Here is a 22,556-nt window from a genome sequence, read left to right as displayed (position 1 = left end):
TCGACAGCGTTTTGACATCGTGCCAACAATTCCCGACCTAGACTTTGCGGTATCAATCCGAGGGTCCTGTGGTCATGTCGCGGTACTGGTTAGGCTTGTGCTTCTTGCTGCTGGCGGGTTGCGAAACCACCCATGAACAGATGGTCAACCAGGGCTACCCGCCCGCCTACGCCGACGGCTTTCAGGACGGTTGCAGCAGCGGTCGCCAGGCCGCCGGGCTGATGGCCGGGGACTTTCGCAAGGATGTCCCGCGCTACCTGCACAACCGCCAGTACGAAAGCGGCTGGGACGACGGCTTTCGCCAGTGCCACGCCATGCAGTCCAACGAAGACCTGCGCGAGTATCGCGAACGCTATTGGGACGAGCGTGACCGCGACTGGCAGCAAGAGAAGGATCAAGGCGCCGCACGCGCCTATCGCCGCAATTGACGTCGCAAACGGACAACTATTGAAACCCGCAGCCTGCCACCATGGTCTCCAGCACAAGGAGGCCAACCATGAGCCGAGCATTCGTCAATGAAGACCAGGCCGCCGCCCAGGCCAGCCAGCCGGTCGAGCGCCTGGTCAGCGATCAGCCCAACTACGTCACCGCCAACGGCCTGGCACAGTTGCAGCAGCGAGTGGCCGCGCTCAATGCATTGCACGCCGAGCTGCAGGCCGAGGGCGATACCGACAAGCAGCGGCTGGCCGATACCGAGCGTGACCTGCGCTATTTCACCGCCCGGGTACAGAGCGCGCAGGTGGTACCTGCTGCAACGTCCACAGAGAAAGTGCAGATCGGCAGCCTGGTGCGGTTCGTCGATGAGCATGACCAGGAGCATCAGGTGCAACTGGTGGGCGAGGATCAGGCCGATGCCGCCCAGGGGTTGGTCAACTGGGGCTCGCCGCTGGGGCGGGCGCTTCTGGGGGCCGGGCCTGGAGATGAAGTGTTGTGGCGACGGCCGGCGGGGGACCAGATGATCGAGGTGCTGGCCATTCTGGGTGAGTGCTGAAATCACCGCAGCCGCTTCGCGCCCCTTTCGGCGCGAAGCGGCCCCAAGTTATCGAATCAGACCACGCCCTGGGCCAGCATCGCGTCAGCTACCTTGACGAAGCCGGCGATGTTGGCGCCCTTGACGTAGTTGATGCTGCCATCGGCCTCTTCGCCATAGTGCACGCAGGCATGGTGAATCGACTGCATGATGTGGTGCAGCTTGCTGTCCACCTCCCCGGCCGTCCACAGCAGGCGCATGGCGTTCTGCGACATCTCCAGGCCAGACACGGCCACGCCGCCGGCATTGGACGCCTTGCCCGGCGCGTAGAGAATGCCGGCCTCGATGAAGATATCCACAGCCTCCAGGGTGGTCGGCATGTTGGCCCCTTCGGCTACGCAGATGCAGCCATTGCGCAACAGGGTACGGGCGTCTTCGGCGCCCAGTTCGTTCTGCGTCGCGCACGGCAGGGCGATATCGCATGCCAGGCTCCAGGGTGTCTGGCCTTTGCGGAACTCCAGGCCGAACTGCTCGGCCAGCTCGCTGATGCGGCCGCGCTTGACGTTCTTCAGCTCCATCACGGCCTCCCACTGGGCGTCGGTCAGGCCGGCTTCGGCGTACAGCGTGCCTTCGGAATCGGACAGCGAGATCACCTTGCCGCCCAGGTCCATGACCTTGCGCGCTGCGTACTGGGCGACGTTACCGGAACCTGAGATCGCCACGCGACGACCGTCGATGCGCTGGTCGCGGCGCTTGAGCATCTCTTCGGCGAAGTACACGCAGCCGTAGCCGGTGGCCTCCGGGCGGATCAGGCTGCCGCCATAGGTCATGCCCTTGCCGGTCAGCACCGAAGTGAACTGGTTGGCCAGGCGCTTGTACTGGCCGAACAGGAAGCCGATCTCGCGGGCACCGACGCCGATGTCACCCGCTGGCACATCCAGGTCGGCGCCAATGTGGCGGTACAGCTCGCTCATGAACGCCTGGCAGAAGCGCATCACTTCGGCGTCGCTCTTGCCCTTCGGGTCGAAGTCCGAGCCGCCTTTGCCGCCGCCCATGGGCAGCGAGGTCAGCGAGTTCTTGAACACCTGCTCGAAGGCCAGGAACTTGAGCACGCCCAGGTTGACCGACGGGTGGAAGCGCAGGCCGCCCTTGTACGGGCCGATGGCGCTGCTCATCTGGATACGGTAGCCGCGGTTGACCTGGACCTTGCCCTGGTCGTCGACCCACGACACACGGAACAGCACGGCGCGCTCGGGTTCGACCATGCGTTCGAGAATGCCTGCCTGCAGGTAGTGAGGGTTGGCTTCTAGGAAAGGCCACAGGCTGCGCAGCACCTCCTCCACGGCCTGGTGGAATTCGGGCTGGGCCGGGTCGCGTTGTTGCAGTCGGGCCAGGAAATCGTCGACAGATTCGATCATGGTAGACATCTCACCAAGAGAGGGATTGTTTTTGGTTTTTTCGGGAATGTACCAAGAACCAATCGCACTGGAACAGGGCGCAATGTCGTTTTTATGAAATTAATTGGTGCGTTTTCTATAACTGTATACAAGTTTTCCGCTGTACTCGTGAACGCGCACTTGCTCCCTGCTTTCCTGTAACGCAGCAACCGCGGGGCAAGCCCGCTCCCACGCCAGCCATCCCAGTGTCTGTACGCCGGGCACAAAAATGGGGCCCCTGAGGGCCCCATCGTTGTGCAGCGAAAACCGGCTTACTGGGCCAGTTTCTTGTGACGCACGCGGTGCGGCTGGGCAGCAGCATCGCCCAGGCGCTTCTTGCGATCGGCTTCGTACTCGGTGTAGTTGCCTTCGAAGAACACCACGCTGGAGTCATCTTCGTACGCCAGGATGTGAGTGGCCACACGGTCCAGGAACCAACGGTCGTGGGAAATCACGATGGCGGCGCCCGGGAAGTCCAGCAGGGCTTCCTCCAGCGAACGCAGGGTTTCGACGTCGAGGTCGTTGGACGGTTCGTCGAGCAGCAGGACGTTACCGCCCTCCTTCAGGGTCAGGGCCAGGTGCAGGCGGCCACGCTCACCACCGGAGAGGTCCTTGACGAACTTCTGCTGGTCGCCGCCCTTGAAGTTGAAGCGGCCGACGTAGGTGCGCGACGGGATCTCGTAGCTGCCGATGCGGATCTGGTCGGAGCCGTCGGAGATCTGCTGGAACACGGTCTTGCTGCCGTCCAGGTCCTCGCGGCTCTGGTCGACGCAGGCCAGCTGCACGGTTTCACCGATCTCGATGCTGCCCGAGTCCGGCTGCTCCTTGCCCATCAGCATGCGGAACAGGGTCGATTTACCGGCACCGTTACCACCGATCACGCCAACGATGGCGCCCTTGGGCATGGCGAACGACAGGTTGTCGATCAGCACGCGATCACCGTAGCCCTTGGTGACGTTCTTGAACTCGATGACCTTGTCGCCCAGGCGCGGACCTGCCGGGATGTAGATCTCGTTGGTCTCGCTGCGCTTCTGGAATTCCTGCGACTGCATCTCTTCGAAGCGCTGCAGACGGGCCTTTGACTTGGACTGGCGGGCCTTGGCGCCTTTGCGCACCCACTCCAGTTCCTCTTTCATGGCCTTCTCGTGGGCGCTCTGCTGCTTGGATTCCTGCGCCAGACGGTCCGACTTGGCTTCCAGCCAGCCCGAATAGTTGCCTTCGTACGGGATGCCGGCGCCGCGGTCCAGCTCGAGGATCCAGCCGGCGACGTTGTCGAGGAAGTAACGGTCGTGGGTGATCGCCACCACGGTGCCGGGGAAGTCGTGCAGGAAGCGCTCCAGCCAGGCTACCGAGTCAGCATCCAGGTGGTTGGTCGGTTCGTCCAGCAGCAGCATGTCGGGGGCCGACAGCAGCAGGCGGCACAGGGCCACGCGGCGCTTCTCGCCACCGGACAGGTGCTCGATCTTCGCCTCCCAGGCCGGCAGGCGCAGGGCATCGGCGGCGACGTCCAGCTGGCGCTCGAGGTTGTGGCCGTCGGCGGCCTGCAGGATGGCCTCGAGCTTGGCCTGTTCGGCGGCCAGCTTGTCGAAGTCGGCATCCGGGTCGGCGTAGGCGGCGTAGACCTCGTCCAGGCGAGCCTGGGCGTCCTTGATCACGCTGACCGCTTCCTCGACCACTTCACGCACGGTCTTGCTCGGGTCCAGCTGCGGCTCCTGGGGCAGGTAGCCGACGTTGATGTCGGGCATCGGACGGGCTTCGCCGTCGAATTCCTTGTCGACGCCCGCCATGATCCGCAGCAGGGTCGATTTACCCGCGCCGTTCAGGCCCAGCACGCCGATCTTGGCGCCCGGGAAGAACGACAGGGAAATGTTCTTGAGAATTTCCCGCTTCGGCGGCACGACCTTGCTCAGCCGATGCATGGTGTAGACGTATTGAGCCAAAACCAAGCCCTCTATCAGATAGGTAAAGACACGCGCCCCGGCATTGGCCAGGGGATGTGATTACGGGGTCATTGAACAAAGTGGGCCATTCTACGCCAAGTCGCGGCGTTGCACAGATGAGGTAGATGGCGGGACCGCTCGGCGGCCTTCGCGGGGCAAGCCCGCGCCCACGCCGGCACGGGTGGGGCGGGCTTGGCGCGGGCTCAGACGTGCGACTGCCTGGCCTTGCCACGTGGCAGGCGGCAACGGTCCGACTGCTCGGCCAGGCGCGCGGCCCAGGCGGACTTGACGCTGAAGCCGCCACTGCGGGCAGGTTTGCCAGCCGGCTTGCTCACGGCCTTGGCAGGCGCGGCAGTGGGCTTGGCAGTGGGTTGAGCGGCAACCTGTGCGACCGGCTCGGCGGCAGCCTTGGCCGATTTGCGCAACTCGGCCAGCGACGGCGTCTTGTTGGCACTGGCGGCAGCCGCATCCGGCTTGGCCAGCGAGCGCTGGCAGGTCTTGCAGGATACGTCCTCGGCCACGGCAGTGCTGACCAGCGTCTCACTGCTACGCCCGCAGGCGGAATCGAGGCCATTGGTGGAATAGTGGGTAACCAAAACCGTACATCTCCGATGCGTTGACTATGAAGCGGGCGGCATTCTCGCACAGGTTGCAGGGACTTGCCGAACCGGCATGACCAACTGCCGCCCGGCATCGGACATGCGGACTGGCACTTTGCCATATTTGAAGGCATGCTAGTCGGCTTCCCGCATGCGTCTTATAGTGCGCCCAGCAACCACGGCACGGGCCGTGCATGCCGCGAGAATGCAACCCCTGCCATCGTCAGCCCAATCGCAGGACCCAACGCTTGACCAATCTCACGCAACCGTCATCCCTGCGTCCTGCCGATTCCACGGCCGGCACACACCTGCGTGGCTCGCTCAAGGGGGCTTTGGCCCTGCTCGCCCTGGTTCTGCTGGGTCTGCTGCTATGGCAACTGTTCGCCCAGTTCCGCCATACCCAGGACGACCTGCGCCAGCAAAGCCTGGCCACCAGCGCCGAACTGGCCGACCACCTGAGCCTGAACATGGCGCTGAAGGCCCAGCAATCGTTGAACCTGGTCCAGCCCTACGTCAATCCTCCGGCGCCTGCCGCCCTGCCAAGCCTGCTCGCCACCTTGCAGGCCCGCCTGCCGGCCCTGCGCGACCTGGCCTGGCTTGACGCCACCGGGCAGGTGCGCAGTGACACCCTCGCTGGCTCACCCGACCGTCAGCTGATTGACGACCTGCTGCAACTGAACCAGGGCCGTGCATTTTTCTATGGCAACGATGCCGACAATCAGCGGGTCTACCTGCTGCTGCGCCAGCCGACCGAGCAAGACCGCGGCTACTGGTTGCTGCGCCTGAGCCCCGACTACTACCAGGAGCTGACCCGTCATCTTGACGGCCCCACCCATCCTTTGTGGCTGCTGGAAAACAGCCGCAGCGGCGCGGTCATCGAGCGCCATGGGGACCGGCAGACCAGCGAAGAGCCTCTGCAAAGCGTGATGCTTGCCTTCATCGACAACAGCACCTGGCAACTGCGTGGCCTGTTCGATGCCGGCCTGGCCCGCGACAGGCTGCTGCCGGCGCTGCTCGGCAAATGCGTGCTGGTGCTGTTCTGCGCACTGCTGCCGGTGCTGGCGCTGATCAACATGCGCCGCCGCCAACGCGCCTTGCAGGAAGACCGCCGGCGTTACCAGGAAATTTTCGAGGGCACCGGCGTGGCCCTGTGCGTGCTCGATCTTTCGAGCCTGCCGGGGCAACTCGACCGCTACCACCTGCGCAACCGCGCCGCGCTCAAGCAGAGCCTGGCCCTGGACACCAAGCTGCGCCGCTCGCTGCTCACGGAGCTGAAGATCACCGAGATCAACCAGGTGGCCCGCCAACTGCTCAACGTCGACTGCCACGAAGGCGCCTGGCAGCGCCTGATCGATGGCAGTGGCGACGGCCGCGACAGTGTCGGCATGCAGTTGATCGACGCGTTGATCGAAGAGCGCCCGCAGCTCGAGCTGGAGGTGCGCCTGCCGGCCCCGCTGGGCGGCGAACTGCACTTGTGGCTGATGGCCCGCCTGCCACAGCAGCGTCGCGACTACCAGGCAGTAATCCTGAGCATCAGCGACATCACCAGCCGCAAGCAGGTGGAGCTGTCGCTGCTCGAACGCGAGGGCTTCTGGTCGGACGTGGTACGCACCGTGCCCGACCAACTCTACGTGCAGGACGTTGACAGCCAGCGGATGATCTTCAGCAACCGCCACCTTGGCCAGACCCTGGGTTACGACCGCGCGGAACTGGCGCAGATGGGCGACCGCTTCTGGGAGATGCTCCTGCATCCCGGCGACGCCGAGCACTACCGCGACCTGCGCCAGCAGCAGCGTGACACCGGCTACGGCCAGTCACTGCACTGCCAGCTGCGCTTCCGCCACCGCGATGGCGGCTGGCGTTGCTACGACATCCGCGAGCAGGTGCTGACCCGCGACAGTGAAGGCCTGGTCACGCGCATCATCGGCGTGGGCAAGGATGTCACCGTGCAGATCGAGGCCAGCGAGTCCCTGCGCGACAGCGAACAGCGCTACCGCATGCTCGCCGAGAGCATCAGCGACGTGATCTTCTCCACCGACAGCCAGTTGCAGCTCAACTATGTCAGCCCTTCGGTGCAGGCGGTGCTTGGCTACCAGGCCGACTGGATCTTCGCCAACGGCTGGCAGTCGATCATTGCCAACCCGGCCCAGCTCAGCGGTGTCTACAACCTGCTCGAGCGCGTCAGCCAGGTGCTGGACGACAGCACGCAATTGGCCCAGTTACGCAGCACCCTGCCCACGCAGTTGTTCCTGTTCGACTGTCTGCGCGCCGACGGCCGCAAGATCCCCATCGAGCTGCGCCTGGTGCTGGTGTGGGACGAACACGAGCGCTTCGAGGGGGTGCTCGGCGTGGGCCGCGACATCAGCCAGCAACGCCGGGCCGAAAAAGACCTGCGCATGGCCGCGACCGTGTTCGAGCACTCCACTTCGGCGATCCTCATCACCGACCCGGCCGGCTATATCGTCCAGGCTAACGAAGCGTTCACCCGCGTCAGCGGCTATGCCGTGGCCGAGGTGCTCGACCAGCTCCCCGGCATGCTCACCGTCGAGCAGCAACAGAACGCCCAGCAAGGCTACGTGCTCAAGCAACTGAGCCAGCGCGGCAGCTGGGAAGGCGAGGTCTGGCTGAAGCGGCGCAACGGCGAGCACTATCCGGCGTGGGTAGGCATCACTGCGGTGCTCGACGATGAAGGCGACCTGGCCAGCTATGTGTGCTTCTTCACCGACATCAGCGAACGCAAGGCCAGCGAGCAGCGCATCCACCGCCTGGCCTACTACGACGCCCTCACCCACCTGCCCAACCGCACGTTGTTCCAGGACCGCCTGTACACGGCCCTGCAACAGGCCGAGCGGCAGAAGGCCTGGGTAGTGCTGATGTTCCTCGACCTCGACCGCTTCAAGCCGATCAACGACTCCCTTGGCCATGCGGCGGGCGATCGCATGCTCAAGGACATGGCCGAGCGCCTGCTGGCCTGCGTCGACGACGACGACACCGTGGCGCGCATGGGCGGCGACGAATTCACCCTGCTGCTGCAGCCCAAGGCCAGCCGCGAGCAGGCGCTCAACCGCGCCATCCATGTCGCCGAGCACATCCTCGACGGGCTGGTCACTCCGTTCGTCCTGGAAAACCGCGAATTCTTCGTCACCGCCAGTATCGGCATCGCCCTGAGCCCCCAGGATGGCAGCGAGCTCAGCCAGCTGATGAAGAACGCCGACACGGCCATGTACCACGCCAAGGAGCGCGGCAAGAACAACTTCCAGTTCTATCAGGCGGACATGAACGCCAGCGCCCTGGAGCGCCTGGAGCTGGAGAGCGACCTGCGCCATGCCCTGGAGCAGAACGAGTTCATCCTCTATTACCAGCCGCAGTTCAGCGGCGACGGCAAACGCCTGACCGGTGCCGAGGCGCTGCTGCGCTGGCGTCACCCAACCCGCGGTCTGGTGCCGCCGGGCGACTTCATCCCGGTGATCGAGGAACTGGGCCTGGTGGTCGACGTCGGTGACTGGGTGCTGCGCGAGGCCTCCCGCCAGCTCAAGGCCTGGCACCAGCAGAAAGTGCGGGTACCCAAGGTGTCGGTGAACATTTCCGCCCGGCAGTTCTCCGACGGCCAGCTGGGCACGCGCATCGCCACCATCCTCGATGAAACCGGGCTGCCGCCGGCGTGCCTGGAGCTGGAACTGACCGAAAGCATCCTGATGCGCGAGGTCAACGAGGCCATGCAGATCCTCGACAGCCTGAAGAACCTGGGCCTGAGCATCGCGGTCGACGACTTCGGCACCGGCTACTCGTCGCTCAACTACCTCAAGCAGTTCCCCATCGACGTACTGAAGATCGACCGTACCTTCGTCGATGGCCTGCCCGAAGGCGAGCAGGACGCGCAGATCGCCCGAGCGATCATTGCCATGGCCCACAGCCTCAATCTTGCGGTAATCGCCGAAGGGGTTGAGACCCACGAGCAGCTGGAGTTTCTGCGCGAGCACGGTTGCGACGAGGTGCAGGGCTATCTGTTCGGCCGGCCGATGCCGGCCAACCAGTTCGAGGCACAGTTCAGCAACGAGACGTTGTTCATGTTCCAGTAGTCGCTGCGCGGACCCTTCGCCCCCACGCAGGCCTCTTAAGAGCCTGGAAAAAACCGGACCTAGAAGTCAACTCCAGCCCAGTCGCCACGCGGCCTGCAACATGAAGCCCATTGGTCCGCGACTTGATGCCACTTCATATGCCAGCGGCGAATCAATCGGTTAGAATGCTCCCCCAATTCTGCCCGATCCTTGAGGACCGCCATGTTCAGCCGTGATTTGACCATTGCCAAGTACGACGCCGAGCTCTTCGAAGCCATGCAGCAAGAAGCCCTGCGCCAGGAAGAGCATATCGAGCTGATCGCTTCGGAAAACTACACCAGCCCGGCGGTCATGGAGGCCCAGGGTTCGGTTCTGACCAACAAGTACGCCGAAGGCTACCCAGGCAAGCGCTACTACGGTGGTTGCGAGTACGTCGACGTCGTCGAGCAGCTGGCCATCGACCGCGCCAAGGAGCTGTTCGGCGCCGACTACGCCAACGTCCAGCCGCACGCCGGTTCCCAGGCCAACGCCGCTGTCTACCTGGCCCTGCTGTCGGCCGGTGACACCATCCTGGGCATGAGCCTGGCCCACGGCGGCCACCTGACCCACGGTGCCAGCGTTTCCTCCTCGGGCAAGCTGTACAACGCCATCCAGTACGGCATCGACGCCAACGGCCTGATCGACTACGACGAAGTCGAGCGCCTGGCTGTCGAGCACAAGCCGAAGATGATCGTTGCCGGCTTCTCCGCCTACTCGCAAGTGCTGGATTTCCCACGCTTCCGCGAAATCGCCGACAAGGTCGGTGCCTACCTGTTCGTCGACATGGCCCACGTCGCCGGCCTGGTCGCCGCTGGCGTGTACCCGAACCCTGTGCCGTTCGCCGATGTGGTCACCACCACCACCCACAAGACCCTGCGCGGTCCACGTGGCGGCCTGATCCTGGCCCGCGCCAACGCCGACATCGAGAAGAAGCTGAACTCCGCCGTCTTCCCAGGCGCCCAGGGCGGCCCGCTGGAGCACGTCATCGCTGCCAAGGCGATCTGCTTCAAGGAAGCCCTGCAGCCTGAGTTCAAGGCCTACCAGCAACAAGTCGTGAAAAACGCCCAGGCCATGGCCAGCGTGTTCATCGAGCGTGGCTTCGACGTCGTCTCCGGCGGCACCGAGAACCACCTGTTCCTGCTGTCGCTGATCAAGCAGGAAATCTCCGGTAAGGACGCCGACGCCGCCCTGGGCAAGGCCTTCATCACCGTCAACAAGAACTCGGTGCCGAACGACCCACGTTCGCCGTTCGTCACTTCGGGCCTGCGTTTCGGCACCCCAGCCGTCACCACCCGTGGCTTCAAGGAAGCCGAGTGCCGCGAACTGGCCGGCTGGATCTGCGACATCCTGGCCGATCTGAACAACGAAGCGGTGATCGACGCCGTGCGTGAAAAGGTCAAGGCCATCTGCAAGAAGCTGCCGGTGTACGGCAACTGATTGGCAGACGCCTGAAATGAAGAAGCCCGGCCTTGTGCCGGGCTTTTTCATGTTTGTGCTTCATCGGGCTGGTGCGACATCCGGTACGAGACGTATTTCCACGCGCTGCCCCAAGGCCCTGGCTGCGCTGGCCAGTGTTGCCAAGGTCATGCCAGCGTCAGTCTGATCCAAGGCTCGATCGACCGCCGCCCGGCTGGTGTGCATACGCTCGGCCAAGGCCTTCTTGCTGATCTTTTGCTGCTTCATCGCCTGCGTCAGTTGCCAGGCGATCACCCGTTTCAGCGCAGCCGCCGTGACCTCTTCGAGGATGCCCTCTTCGGCGAGAAAATCATCGAAGTTCGAACCGATATGCGGGTTCATGTAGAGACCTCCGTAAGCTGGCCTTGCGTTGCCTGGCCAGAGCCAGATCGGCTGAAGGCGTTTTCTGGCTTTTCTTGATGAATCCATGGAGCATGAACATCACGCCATCCATGATCGTGAACAGTACACGGGCAACGACATGCCCCATGTCGATACGGATTTCCCAAAGCCCGTGCTCCAGCTTTCTGACCAAGGGCATGCCAAGTGGCCATCCCAACTGAACGGTCTTGACTTCCATGCCAATCAGATAGCGTTCTTCACGTGCCAAGCTCTTTAGCCACTCCCTCACGGGCTCATTACCCAACGCACTACGGAAGAACTGCACATTTAGTTTTAGATCCGACGCGGCCAAGTGTACCAAAAAAAGTACCCCTGCAAGCGGCCACCTCGACTGGCCTGATCGTTGAAACGAGGCCAAAAAAATGCCGCCTTACGGCGGCATCGAACAGTCGGCTGTATCTCAATCAGGCGTGGCTCAAAGCTTCGAAACCAGCCCGAATCCTTTCCTCCGGCCGCTCATCGGCATTGAACACCATCACGCTTTCCCGCAGCTCACCTTCCTTCCACTAGGTGTCCCAGTCGAGCCGGCTCGACTCGCGCCAGCCCCTGAACGCCATTGTTTCTTGCAGGCTGAATATTCTTGATAAATTGCATCAATAGCCAAATTAGGCGCTGCTTGAAAAAAATGCCGCCATAAGGCGGCATGAGCAAATCAGATACTTCTGCCCCCTTTAACTCAAGGCCTCAAACCCTGCCCGAATCTTTTCCTCCGGCAGTTCATCGCCGATGAACACCATGACACTTTCCCGCGGCTCGCCTTCCTTCCACTCGGCGTCCCAGTCGAAGCCGTACAGCTTGAGCACTCCCTGGAACACCAAACGGCGATCTTCACCTGCGATATTCAACACGCCCTTGTAGCGCAACAGCTGCTTGCCGTGCTGCTCCAGCAACTCGTTCATGAAGTCGCTGAGCCGATCGATATCCAACGGCGTTTCGGTGCGCAGCACCAGCGTCGAAATGCGATCCGGGGTGGCGGGTTTGAGGACCGGGCGCAAGCTGGGCCCGGGGCTGATGCCCAGGTCCGGGTTGAGGTTGAACCCCCGCACATCGAGCAGCTCGGCCAAGTCGATACGCCCATGCTCGACCACGCGGATCGCCGCCCGGCCATTGATGCGCGCCAGGCGCTCGCGCAGGGCGTCGACCACCTGCGGCTCGACCAGATCGGTCTTGCTCAGCAGCAGGCGGTCGGCAAAGCCGACCTGGGCCTGGGCGATGGCCTGGGTCAGGTGCAGTTCGGCGTGGGCGGTGTCGACCAGGGTGATGATGCCATCGAGGATATAGCGCTCGCGCAGCTCTTCGTCGATGAAGAAGGTCTGTGCCACGGGTGCAGGGTCGGCGAGACCCGTGCACTCGATCACCAGGCGATCGAAGGCGATCTCGCCGGCGTCCAGGCGTTCGAGCAGCAGGTACAGGGCACGGGTCAGGTCGCCATGGATGCTGCAGCACACACAGCCGTTGGCCAGGGTCATCACCTGCACCGGTTCATCGCCCAGCAGTTGGCTGTCGATGCCTGCCTCGCTGAACTCGTTCTCGATCACGGCGAGCCTCAGGCCGTGCTCGGCCTTGAGCATATGTTTGAGCAGGGTGGTCTTGCCGGCGCCGAGAAAGCCGGTCAGCACGGTAACGGGAATCGGCGTTTGCACGCGGTTGTCTCCTGCAGCTGAAAATGAAAGTGGGAGCCCGGTTGCCCGGGCTCCCACTGGTTCATGCGTGTCGCGGGTTCAACAGCACTTGGGCCCGGACTTGCCACCATAACGCGCTTCCTGGCGCTCGCGGAAGAACGCCTCGTAGCTCATCACCGGCTTGTCCGGGTGCTTGGTCTGCATGTGCTCGACATAGTTGTCGTAATCGGGCATGCCGACCATCAGGCGGGCGGCCTGCCCCAGATACTTGCCCAGTCGACCCAGGTCGTTGAACATCGCGGCATTCCTCTCAAGCGTCAGGCAAAGCCTGGAACGGGGTTTCCTTGTCGCTGCGCTCCTTGCGGCCCCAGGCGGCATAACCGACCTTGAGGGCGAAGAACAGGATGCTGAATACCACCACCAGGAACAGGATCGTCAGGCCGGCGTTGGTGTAGGCGTTGAAGATCACATGCTGCATCTGGCCGATGTCCTTGGCAGGCGCCAGCACCTGGCCGGCGTCCAGCGCGGTGCTGTACTTCTTGGCCAGGGCCAGGAAGCCCACAGCCGGGTTCGGGTCGAACAACTTGATCAGGCCTGCGGCGGTGGTGCAGATCAGCAGCCATACCGCAGGTACCAGGGTGACCCAGATGTAGCGTTGACGCTTCATCTTGATCAGTACCACGGTGCCAAGCATCAGGGCGATACCGGCCAGCATCTGGTTGGAGATACCGAACAGCGGCCACAAGGTGTTGATCCCCCCCAGCGGATCGATCACGCCCTGGTACAGCAGGTAGCCCCACATCGCCACGCAACCGGCGGTCGCGAGCAGGTTGGCCCCCCACGACTCGGTGCGCTTGAGCGCCGGGACGAAGCTGCCCAGCAGGTCCTGTAGCATGAAGCGCCCGGCACGGGTACCGGCGTCCACGGCGGTGAGGATGAACAGTGCCTCGAACAGAATGGCGAAGTGGTACCAGAACGCCATGGTGTTCTCACCCGGCAGCACCTGGTGAAGGATTTGCGCGATACCGACCGCCAGTGTTGGCGCACCACCGGCACGAGCCAGGATGGTGTGCTCACCGATGTCACGGGCGACCGCCTCCAGTTGCTCGGGGGTAATCAGGAAGCCCCAGCTGCTGACGGTCTGCGCCACCGAGGCGACGTCGGCACCGACCACTGCGGCCGGGCTGTTCATGGCGAAGTACACGCCAGGCTCGATCACCGAGGCGGCAACCATGGCCATGATGGCGACGAACGACTCCATCAGCATGCCGCCGTAGCCGATGTAACGGGCGTTGGTTTCGTTGTCCAGCAGCTTGGGCGTGGTCCCCGAGGAGATCAGCGCGTGGAAGCCGGACACCGCGCCGCAGGCGATGGTGATGAACAGGAACGGGAACAGGGTGCCCTTCCAGACCGGGCCGGTACCGTCGGTGAACTGGGTGAGCGCCGGCATCTTCAGCTCGGGCGCGATGATCAGGATACCGATGGCCAGGCCGACGATCGTGCCGATCTTGAGGAAGGTCGACAGGTAGTCGCGCGGCGCCAGTACCAGCCACACCGGCAGCACCGCGGCGACGAAACCGTAGCCCACGAGCATCCAGGTGATCTGCACGCCAGTGAAGGTGAACGCTGGGCCCCACACCGGATCCGCGGCGATCTGGCCCCCCAGCCAGATCGACAGCAGCAGCAGGACCACGCCGACGATGGAGATTTCACCAATGCGGCCCGGACGGATGTAGCGCATGTAGATGCCCATGAACATCGCGATCGGGATGGTCGCGATCACCGTGAACATGCCCCACGGGCTCTCGGCCAGGGCCTTGACCACGATCAGCGCCAGCACCGCGAGGATGATGATCATGATCAGGAAACAACCGAACAGGGCGATGGTGCCGGGGATGCGGCCCATCTCCTCACGGACCATGTCGCCCAGCGAGCGGCCGTTGCGACGGGTGGAGAGGAACAGGACCATGAAATCCTGCACCGCGCCGGCCAGCACCACGCCGGCGATCAGCCACAGCGTGCCGGGCAGGTAGCCCATCTGCGCGGCGAGCACCGGGCCCACGAGCGGGCCCGCGCCGGCGATGGCGGCGAAGTGGTGGCCGAAGAGGATGTGCTTGTTGGTCGGGACGTAGTCCAGGCCATCGTTGTTGAGTACAGCGGGCGTGGCCCGGCGAGGATCGAGTTGCATCACCTTGGTGGCGATGAACAGGCTGTAGTAACGGTAGGCAACCAGGTAGATGGCCACTGCCGCGACGACGATCCACAAGGCATTGATCGCCTCACCACGACGCAGGGCGACCACACCCAGCGCGCAGGCCCCTACGACTGCCAGCGCCAGCCACGGAATGTGGCGTAGCAGGCTATTATTGTTGTTCATGGTTTACTTCCAGCTGGTGGATTGGAAAGACCGCCCATCGAGTCTAGGGCCAGTCAAGACGCATTGCCACACTTGCTTTGGTCTAGAGCCTCTGCGGCCAGATTGCCGTACCTGATGCACATACCAAACTCACTATAGTCAGGATGTCACCCGGAGAAACCACCATGAACGCCCACGACGAACGCCGCCGCTTCCAGCGCATCGCCTTCGATGCCCCTACCGAACTGCGCCAGGGCGAACGTCGCTGGCTGGTGAAACTGCTGGACCTGTCGCTTAAGGGCTTGCTGGTAGAGCGCCCAAGCCCCTGGGATGCCGACCCCACCCAGGACTTCGACGCGATCATCCACCTCAACGACAAGAAAACCCAGGTCAGGATGCAGGTTGAACTGCGCCACGACGAGTCCGCCCGACTGGGTTTTATCTGCCTGTTCATAGATGTCGATTCGATGACTCATCTGCACCGTCTTGTGGAATTGAACCTGGCAGACAGCACCGAAATGATGCGTGAGCTGCGCGAACTCATCGAAGATTGATATCTCTTAGCTTGCTAATGATCTGGCTGTGACAGCTTTCTTGTCCAGCCAGACAGCTTTCCTGCCTTTACCAGCCTCTTTGTACACACCCCTCTGGAACAGCCTCCCGCACGTTGGAACGTAATGTGCATCCAGGTTTAAGGCACCTTGGACGCACCCGTTACGGCGCTACAATCAAAACTTTGTATACAATTTTAGTGGCAATTATTTGCACTAGTTGTCTACAGTAGCGACACAACAATAAACAGAGAGCCTGCTCCAATGACCACGTCCCCCAGCACGTCTCCCGCCCCGCGCCCCGAGGACGAAAACCTCGGCCTCGGCGCCAACCTGGCCTACGGGCTGCAGCATGTCCTGACCATGTATGGAGGGATCGTCGCCGTACCCCTGATCCTTGGCCAGGCCGCCGGCCTGGCCCCGGCGGAGATCGGCCTGCTGATCGCTGCCTCGTTGTTCGCCGGTGGCCTTGCGACATTGCTGCAGACCCTTGGGCTGCCGTTCTTCGGCTGCCAGCTGCCATTGGTCCAGGGCGTATCGTTCGCGGGCGTGGCGACCATGGGCGCGATTCTCGGCAGCCAGGGCGGCGGTGGCCTGCCGGCGGTGCTGGGCGCGGTAATGGCAGCCTCGTTGATCGGGTTCCTGATTACTCCGGTGTTCTCGCGTATCACCAAGTTCTTCCCGCCCCTGGTGACCGGCATCGTCATCACCACCATCGGCCTCACCCTGATGCCCGTCGCGGCCCGCTGGGTGATGGGCGGCAACAGCGCATCGCCAGAGTTCGGCAGCATGGCCAACATCGGCCTGGCGGCACTGACCTTCGCCATCGTCCTGCTGCTGAGCAAGCTGGGCAGCGCGAGCATTTCGCGCCTGTCGATCCTGCTGGCGATGGTCGCCGGCACATTGATCGCCTGGTCGCTGGGCATGGCTGATTTCAGCAAGGTCACCGAAGGCCCGATCTTCGCCTTCCCCACCCCGTTCCACTTTGGCATGCCGACCTTCCACATCGCCGCGATCCTGTCGATGTGCATCGTGATCATGGTGACCCTGGTGGAAACCTCGGCGGACATCCTTGCGGTCGGTGAGATCATCGACACCAAGGTCGACTCCAAGCGCCTGGGCAACGGCCTGCGCGCCGACATGGCATCGAGCATCCTGGCGCCGATCTTCGGTTCGTTCACCCAGAGCGCCTTCGCCCAGAACGTGGGCCTGGTGGCAGTGACCGGCGTGAAGAGCCGCTATGTGGTGGCCACCGGCGGCGTGATCCTGGTGGTGCTCGGCCTGCTGCCGATCATGGGCCGGGTGATTGCGGCAGTGCCTACCCCGGTACTCGGCGGCGCCGGTATCGTGCTGTTTGGCACCGTGGCTGCCAGCGGCATCCGCACCCTGTCGAAAGTCAGCTACAAGAACAACGTCAACCTGATCATCGTCGCCGCCTCGCTGGGCTTCGGCATGATCCCGATCGCGGCGCCGAACTTCTACCACAGCTTCCCCAGCTGGTTCGAAACCATCTTCCACTCCGGCATCAGCTCGGCGGCGATCATGGCAATCCTGCTGAACCTGATGTTCAACCACTTCACCACCGGCAACTCGGAAAACCAGTCGGTGTTCGCCGCGGCCTACGAGCGCACCATCCAGTACTCCGACATCTCGGCCCTGCGTGATGGCGACTACTTCAAGGATGGCAAGCTGTTCGACGCCGAGGGCAACGAGGTACCGGTGCTGGAACTGGACGAGCACGGCAACGAGACGCCCAGGCGCAAGGCGGTTGCCGAACACTGATCGCTGACCAGGACGGTCATCGAGGGGAGCCGACGCGCATCGTCGGCTCCCTTTTTTGTCTGGGCAGATGCGTGGAAGCAAGCCCGCTCCCACAATCGCTCTAGCCGTGCGCCACGAAGTACCGATTCAACACATTCAGGTCCCCGGCCTCCAGCACCCCCGCCAGATAGCGCAGCTGCAACCAGGCCCGCAGGTACTCATGCCGTGCCTGGGCCAGGTCGCGCCGGGCACCGAACAACTGTTGCTCGGCATCCAGTACATCGAGGTTGACCCGCTCACCGCCTTGAACACTCTTGCGCGTGGCCTGCACCAAGGCTGTGGCCGCCTTGACCGCCAGGTCGTAGGCGCGGATCTTCGCCGTGCCACTGGCGCACAGGTTGAACTGTCGACGCAACTGGTTGACCGTGTCGCGCAGTTGCGCATCCAGCTCGAAGCCCGCGGCATCCCGCTGGGCGCGGGCCTGGCGCACCGACGCGGACACGCCGCCACCGGCGAACAGCGGCACGTTCAACTGCACGCCGATGCTGTCGGTGTCGTAGCGCTGGTTATAGCTGCTCTCGGAGCTGGAGCTGGATATACCCTTGCTGGCATAGGCACTCAACGAGGGCAGATGACCGGCCCGCTGACGCTCGATGTTCTGCTCGGCGACCTCCAGCCCATGGCGCTGGCTGGCCAGCTCGGCGTTGCGGGCAACAGCCAGGTCGCGCCAGGGCTCGAAACGCGCGGGCGTCAGTGGCTGGACGCGAAAATCACCGGTCATCGGCGCCAGGTCATCGACCTCTACCGGCTCGCCGATGATCGCCTGTAACGCCCGTAACGCCGCATCGAGATTGTCGCCTGCCTCGATCTCCTGGGCCTGGGCCAACTCGTAGCGGGCCTGGGTCTCGAGCACATCGGTGCGGGTACCCTCGCCACCTTTGACCAGTTGTTCGTTGAGCGTCAGTTGTTCGGCAAAGGTACGCCGCTGGGCCTGGGCCAGGGCGATCTGTTCATTGGCGAACAGCGCTTCGCTGTAGGCGCCGAACAGCCGCACCATCAGTTCCTGGCCACGACCACGGTAGCGTTCGTCGGCCAGCGCGGCCTGGGCCACGCCACGGCGGTAGTCACTCCAGGCGGCATAGTCGAACAGCGGCTGCTCGAGGGTCAGGGTCGAGCTGTAGCTGCGGTAATCGCGTTGGGTGGTCACATCGCCGAACTGGCTGCGCTGGGTTACCTCCGAGTCGTTGCGGGCACGGTTGTACCGGTACGACAGCCTCGGCAGCAGACCAGCGCGGCCGATCGCCCGGTTTTCGAGCCCGGCCTCACGCTCGGCGATCGAACCCTGCCAGGTTGGGTCGTTGCGCAGGGCCAGGGCATAGGCATCGCCCAGGTCCAGGGCCTGCGCCGAGAGACTGGTGAGCAGCAGCAACAGGCCTGCGAAACGCAAAGATACCGGCATCACCCTTACTCCTCCGCCAGGGCAACGTGTACCCGGTCAGCCAAAGGCTTGAACAGGTAATTGAGCATCGAGCGTTCGCCGGTACGAACGAAGGCCTCCACTGGCATGCCAGGGCGAATATCCAGGCCCGCCAGTTGCCCAAGGCCCTGTTCGCTGACCTTAATACGTACCTGGTAGTAGGGCTGATGGGTCTTCTCGTCCACCAGGCGGTCTGCCGAGACCAGGGTCACCTCGCCGTCCACCCGCGGCGTGGTGCTCTGGTTGAACGCCACGAACATCAGCTCCACCGGCAAGCCGGGGCGCAGGCGGTCGATCATCTCCACCGAGGCCCGCGCATCGACCAGCAAAGGCGCATCGCGCGGCACGATCTCCATCAGTTGCTGGCCGCGGGCGATGACCCCGCCATTGGTGAACACACTGAGGCCGACCACCGTACCGGCCACCGGGGCCCGCACCTGGGCATGGGCCAGTTCGAATTCGGCGCTGCGCAAGCGGTTGCCCAGGTCCTCGGCGCTGGCCTGCAGTTCGGCGAGCTGCTGGCGCACCTCGTTCTGGTACTCCTGCTGGCGCTGGCCGATACGTAGCTTCAGCTCCAGCACCTGGCGCCGGGTGCGACCGATGTTGCCGAAGTCCTCGGCGATCGAGCCATTGACCTGGGCCAGCAGGCGCTCGCTGTCGAGCAAGCGATTGCGGGCGATATAGCCGTCCCGGGCCAGCTCGCGCAGGCCGCGCAACTGCTCGTCCAGTGCATCGCGCTGGGCCTGCTTGCTGGCCAGCGAACCCTGCAGCCCCTGCAGCGAGGCTTCGGCTCCGGCAATGCTCTCGCGCAGGCCGCCGAGCTCCATGTCCAGCGCCTGGGCCCGGCTGCCACGCAGCTGGCGCTGCCCTTCCAGCACCGTGGCCACCCAGGGGAGGTTCGCCTGGGCCTGCAGGTCTTCGGGATAGGCAAGCGTCGCCCGACCATCGCGCTCGGCCAACAGGCGCGCCTCCCCGGCGCGGGCGTTGACGTACTGCACCCGCAACGAGCCGACCTGGGCCTGGGCCTGGGTCGCGTCCATGCGCAGCAACACCTGGCCGGAGTTCACCGTGTCACCGTCACGCACCAGCAACTGCTCGATCACCCCACCCGTGGGGTGCTGCACGGCCTGGCGGCTACCGGCGACCATCACGCTGCCGCTGACCGGCACGCCCTTGTCCAAGGGCGCCAGCGCGGCCCACAGCAGAAAGCCGCCGAAACCAGCCAGCACCAGCCAGCGGCCGACACGGCCCGGCCGGTGTTCATCGAGGCTGAGCAGGCTTGCCTCGGTCTTTTGCATGGAGAGGGCGTGTACGCTCATGAAGTCAGGCTCTTGGCTGGCCGAACGTGACGTTCAGGCCGATGGGGTTGCGGGCGGTGGAGGGGGCGACGGGGGCGGGCCGAGCAGCCCGTTGGGCGTCCTGCAGTACCCTCGCGGTGGGGCCGAAGGCTTGCAGCTGGCCGCCCTTGAGCATCAACAGGTTGTCCAGACCGGCCAGCAGCGAGGACTTGTGGGTGATCAGGATCAGCGTGCGCTTGTACTCGCGCAGCCTGGCAATGGCCTCGACCAGCGCCCGCTCACCGGCCTCATCGAGGTTGGAGTTGGGTTCGTCGAGCACGATCAGCGCCGGCAGCCCGTACAGCGCACGTGCCAGACCGATGCGCTGGCGCTGGCCACCGGAAAGCCCCATGCCGCCCTCCCCCAGCAGCGTGTCGTAACCACCCGGCAGCGCGAGGATCATGTCGTGCACGCCCGCCAGCTGCGCTGCAGCGACCACTTGCTGGGCATCGACAAGGCCCAGGCGGGCGATGTTGTCGGCAATGCTGCCGGCGAACAGCTGCACATCCTGCGGCAGGTAGCCGATATGCTGGCCCAGCGCGCCACGGTCCCAGGTCCGCAGGTCGGCGCCGTCCAGGCGCACCTTGCCAGTGATCGGCGCGCCGGAGCCGACCAGCAGCCGCGCCAGGGTCGACTTGCCCGACCCCGAAGGGCCGATGATCCCCAGCGACTCGCCCGCCGGCAGTTCGAAACCCAAGTTGTTCAGGCACAGGCGACTGCTGCCCGGTTGCGTCGCACCCACCTGCTCGACGGTGAGTTTGCCCAGCGGGGCCGGCAGCGGCATGCCCGCCGGGCGCGGCGGCTGGGCCTGCAGCAACTCGCTCAGACGCTGATAGGCCAGGCGCGCACCGCTCCATTGACGCCAGGCACCGATCAACTGGTCGATCGGCGCCAGCACGCGGGCCATGAGGATGGAGCCGGCGATCATCATCCCCGGGGTGATCAATTGTTCGATGGCCAGCCAGGCGCCCAGCCCGAGCACCAGCGACTGCAAGGCCAGGCGCACGGTCTTGGTCAGCGCGGTGACCGCCGCGGTACGCTCGCTGCCCAGGTTCTGCCGGGCCAGAAACCCATGATGCAACCGTGCCCAGCGCTGGCGCACGGCGCCGAGCATGCCCATGGCCTCGATCACTTCGGCATTGCGCAGGTTGGCGCTGGCCTCCAGGCCCGCCTGCTGCGACAGTTGCCCGGCTTGTGCAAACGGCGCCTGGGTCATGCGCTCGTTGACCCACGCCAGCACCGTCAGCAACACCGCGCCCGCCAGCGCCATCAGGCCCAGCCACGGGCTGAACATGAACATCACCAGCAGGTACACCGGGAACCACGGCGCATCGAAGAAGGCGAACAACGCCTGGCCGGTGGCGAACTGGCGCAGCGCGGTCAGATCGGCGAGCATCTGCCCCGCCGCACCCTTGTGCCCGGCCAGGCTGGCCTCGTAGGCCGCCTCGAACACCCGCGGGTTGAGGTCCATGTCCATGCGCGTGCCCAGGCGGATCACCACCTGGCTGCGCAGCCACTCCAGCAGCCCCATGAAGGCGAACACCCCGAGCACCATGAGGCTGAGCATCAACAGGGTCATCTCGTTGCGCGACGACAAAACCCGGTCATAGACCTGCAGCATGTAGAGCGCCGGCGCCAGCATCAGCACATTGATCACCGCGGTGAACAACGCGACGTTGCCAAGCCCGGCACGGCAGGCCTTGAGCGCCCGCAGCACTTCATTGGCCGCGGCGGGAGCGGTTCGCATTTGTTGGAAACCTCTTGGAAGGCGCCGACAGGCGATTGCATTCGCGCCATCGTCGCCACAGAATTCGCACCGCCGCAGCCTGGGCCCGGCAAAGACACGGGCTGCGGGGTAAGTGCATCAGATCAGCGAATGGCAGGGTAACCTTCCATTCGCTTTTTCATGCCTGCGCTCAGGCCGCCAGGGCCAGGTCCTCAGGCAGCGCCTGCACGCCGACCGCTTCGGCGGAGGCCGCGTGAGCGGGGCCTGCGGCCAGGGCCGCGCCGATCTCGGCGAAGGTGCTGTTGGTGGACACGCCATAACCGGCCAGCAGGTTGTCGAGCACGCCCTCCAGGGCCGAGGTGTTGCCCTGCATCAGGCCGTAGATCACGCTCTGCACTTCGTTGCCGGCACGACCTGCGCCCTGCGCGGCATCCAGGTCGAGGCCGTTGAAGCTGACCACGTAGTTGCTCAGGGTGAAGTCGCTGCCGCTGCCGCCGCCGAGCACTTCGCCCAGGGAAACGTTGTCCAGCGAACCCCACAGGTAGTGATTGAGGTTGTCGCCCGGCGCCTTCGAAGGGTCGAACACGTAGTGCAGGCCGTTGGCGCTGTCGCTGTCGGCAACGAAGGCGTAATCCGAGCTGTTGCGACCGTGAGTGGCGTACTGGTCGCCGTCGAAGGTGCCGTTGCTGAAGCCGCCGGTGTTGCTGTAGCCGTGGCCGGCGGTGACGAAGCCGGCACTCCAGAAGGCCAGGTAATCGTCGACGGTGGAGCTGGCGAATGCGGCGTCGTAGTTAACGGAAAGGGTCATGACGGTTCCTCGTTGTTGC

The 22,556-nt window shown here is 64.2% G+C and carries 17 protein-coding genes and 2 pseudogenes; 6 read left to right on the top strand and 13 right to left on the bottom strand.

The window, feature by feature from the left end; all coding sequences use genetic code 11:
* Positions 1-74: 74 nt before the first annotated feature.
* Both ACZ9C1_RS22225 and ACZ9C1_RS22220 read left to right on the top strand, forming a co-directional pair.
* A complete protein-coding gene (locus tag ACZ9C1_RS22225) occupies positions 75-428 on the top strand; it encodes a hypothetical protein (RefSeq protein ID WP_102683867.1) in 354 nt (117 codons plus the stop codon).
* A gap of 68 nt (positions 429-496) precedes the next feature.
* Positions 497-991, top strand: coding sequence for a GreA/GreB family elongation factor (locus ACZ9C1_RS22220; RefSeq protein ID WP_102683868.1), 495 nt, complete (start codon positions 497-499; stop codon positions 989-991).
* 56 nt (positions 992-1,047) lie between these two features.
* Here the strand turns inward: ACZ9C1_RS22220 and gdhA are convergent, their stop codons facing one another.
* The 3 genes from gdhA to ACZ9C1_RS22205 form a co-directional block, all read right to left on the bottom strand.
* Entirely contained in the window at positions 1,048-2,388 is a 1,341-nt protein-coding gene (gdhA, locus tag ACZ9C1_RS22215) for an NADP-specific glutamate dehydrogenase (protein WP_102683869.1), read from the bottom strand.
* A 290-nt stretch (positions 2,389-2,678) separates the two neighbouring features.
* The gene (gene ettA, locus ACZ9C1_RS22210; RefSeq protein WP_038707327.1) at positions 2,679-4,346 is read right to left on the bottom strand and encodes an energy-dependent translational throttle protein EttA; all 1,668 of its coding nucleotides are present in this window, start codon (positions 4,344-4,346) and stop codon (positions 2,679-2,681) included.
* Positions 4,347-4,549: 203 nt separating this feature from the next.
* On the bottom strand, positions 4,550-4,942 hold the full coding sequence (locus tag ACZ9C1_RS22205) for a hypothetical protein (protein WP_102683870.1): 393 nt from the start codon (positions 4,940-4,942) through the stop codon (positions 4,550-4,552).
* Between the two features lie 950 nt (positions 4,943-5,892).
* Here ACZ9C1_RS22205 and ACZ9C1_RS22200 point away from each other — a divergent pair.
* A pseudogene (locus ACZ9C1_RS22200) lies at positions 5,893-9,024 on the top strand (sensor domain-containing protein); the annotation flags it as partial.
* A gap of 201 nt (positions 9,025-9,225) precedes the next feature.
* Positions 9,226-10,479, top strand: coding sequence for a serine hydroxymethyltransferase (gene glyA / locus ACZ9C1_RS22195; RefSeq protein WP_094010328.1), 1,254 nt, complete (start codon positions 9,226-9,228; stop codon positions 10,477-10,479).
* Positions 10,480-10,539: 60 nt separating this feature from the next.
* On the opposite strand, the gene ACZ9C1_RS22190 is transcribed toward glyA, so the two are convergent.
* The 6 genes and pseudogenes from ACZ9C1_RS22190 to ACZ9C1_RS22165 all read right to left on the bottom strand — a co-directional run bounded on the left by ACZ9C1_RS22190 (position 10,540) and on the right by ACZ9C1_RS22165 (position 14,898).
* Complete coding sequence (locus ACZ9C1_RS22190) at positions 10,540-10,839, bottom strand: helix-turn-helix domain-containing protein (protein WP_094010329.1); 300 nt, start codon at positions 10,837-10,839, stop codon at positions 10,540-10,542.
* Positions 10,808-11,191: a type II toxin-antitoxin system RelE/ParE family toxin gene (locus ACZ9C1_RS22185; RefSeq protein WP_476254589.1), complete on the bottom strand. Its 384-nt coding sequence runs from the start codon at positions 11,189-11,191 to the stop codon at positions 10,808-10,810. The genes ACZ9C1_RS22190 and ACZ9C1_RS22185 overlap by 32 nt, the downstream gene beginning before the upstream one ends.
* 112 nt (positions 11,192-11,303) lie before the next feature.
* Positions 11,304-11,423: pseudogene (locus ACZ9C1_RS22180) on the bottom strand (GTP-binding protein); the annotation flags it as partial.
* A gap of 147 nt (positions 11,424-11,570) precedes the next feature.
* Positions 11,571-12,542, bottom strand: a complete 972-nt coding sequence (gene yjiA / locus ACZ9C1_RS22175) for a GTPase (RefSeq protein WP_139668525.1) — start codon at positions 12,540-12,542, stop codon at positions 11,571-11,573.
* Between the two features lie 78 nt (positions 12,543-12,620).
* A complete protein-coding gene (locus ACZ9C1_RS22170; RefSeq protein ID WP_008094130.1) occupies positions 12,621-12,818 on the bottom strand; it encodes a YbdD/YjiX family protein in 198 nt (65 codons plus the stop codon).
* A gap of 13 nt (positions 12,819-12,831) precedes the next feature.
* A complete protein-coding gene (locus ACZ9C1_RS22165) occupies positions 12,832-14,898 on the bottom strand; it encodes a carbon starvation CstA family protein (protein ID WP_102683875.1) in 2,067 nt (688 codons plus the stop codon).
* A gap of 164 nt (positions 14,899-15,062) precedes the next feature.
* Between ACZ9C1_RS22165 and ACZ9C1_RS22160 the strand changes: the two genes are divergently transcribed.
* Positions 15,063-15,431 carry a PilZ domain-containing protein gene (locus tag ACZ9C1_RS22160; RefSeq protein ID WP_102683876.1) on the top strand — a complete coding sequence of 123 codons (369 nt, stop codon included), beginning with the start codon at positions 15,063-15,065 and terminating at the stop codon, positions 15,429-15,431.
* Positions 15,432-15,692: 261 nt separating this feature from the next.
* Positions 15,693-17,210, top strand: coding sequence for a nucleobase:cation symporter-2 family protein (locus ACZ9C1_RS22155; protein WP_023630301.1), 1,518 nt, complete (start codon positions 15,693-15,695; stop codon positions 17,208-17,210).
* 100 nt (positions 17,211-17,310) lie between these two features.
* Here ACZ9C1_RS22155 and ACZ9C1_RS22150 read toward each other — a convergent pair whose 3' ends face one another.
* The 4 genes from ACZ9C1_RS22150 to ACZ9C1_RS22135 all read right to left on the bottom strand — a co-directional run bounded on the left by ACZ9C1_RS22150 (position 17,311) and on the right by ACZ9C1_RS22135 (position 22,537).
* The gene (locus ACZ9C1_RS22150; protein ID WP_102683878.1) at positions 17,311-18,648 is read right to left on the bottom strand and encodes a TolC family outer membrane protein; all 1,338 of its coding nucleotides are present in this window, start codon (positions 18,646-18,648) and stop codon (positions 17,311-17,313) included.
* A gap of 5 nt (positions 18,649-18,653) precedes the next feature.
* Positions 18,654-19,985: an HlyD family type I secretion periplasmic adaptor subunit gene (locus tag ACZ9C1_RS22145; protein WP_476254389.1), complete on the bottom strand. Its 1,332-nt coding sequence runs from the start codon at positions 19,983-19,985 to the stop codon at positions 18,654-18,656.
* 4 nt (positions 19,986-19,989) lie between these two features.
* Positions 19,990-21,750, bottom strand: coding sequence for a type I secretion system permease/ATPase (locus tag ACZ9C1_RS22140; protein ID WP_277502774.1), 1,761 nt, complete (start codon positions 21,748-21,750; stop codon positions 19,990-19,992).
* Positions 21,751-21,919: 169 nt separating this feature from the next.
* Entirely contained in the window at positions 21,920-22,537 is a 618-nt protein-coding gene (locus ACZ9C1_RS22135) for a heme acquisition protein HasA (protein WP_367857170.1), read from the bottom strand.
* Positions 22,538-22,556 lie beyond the last annotated feature (19 nt).

Source organism: Pseudomonas sp. TE21435 (assembly GCF_056279265.1).
Note: the sequence above shows the minus strand (reverse complement) of the source record. Positions and strands in the feature narration are given on the sequence as shown.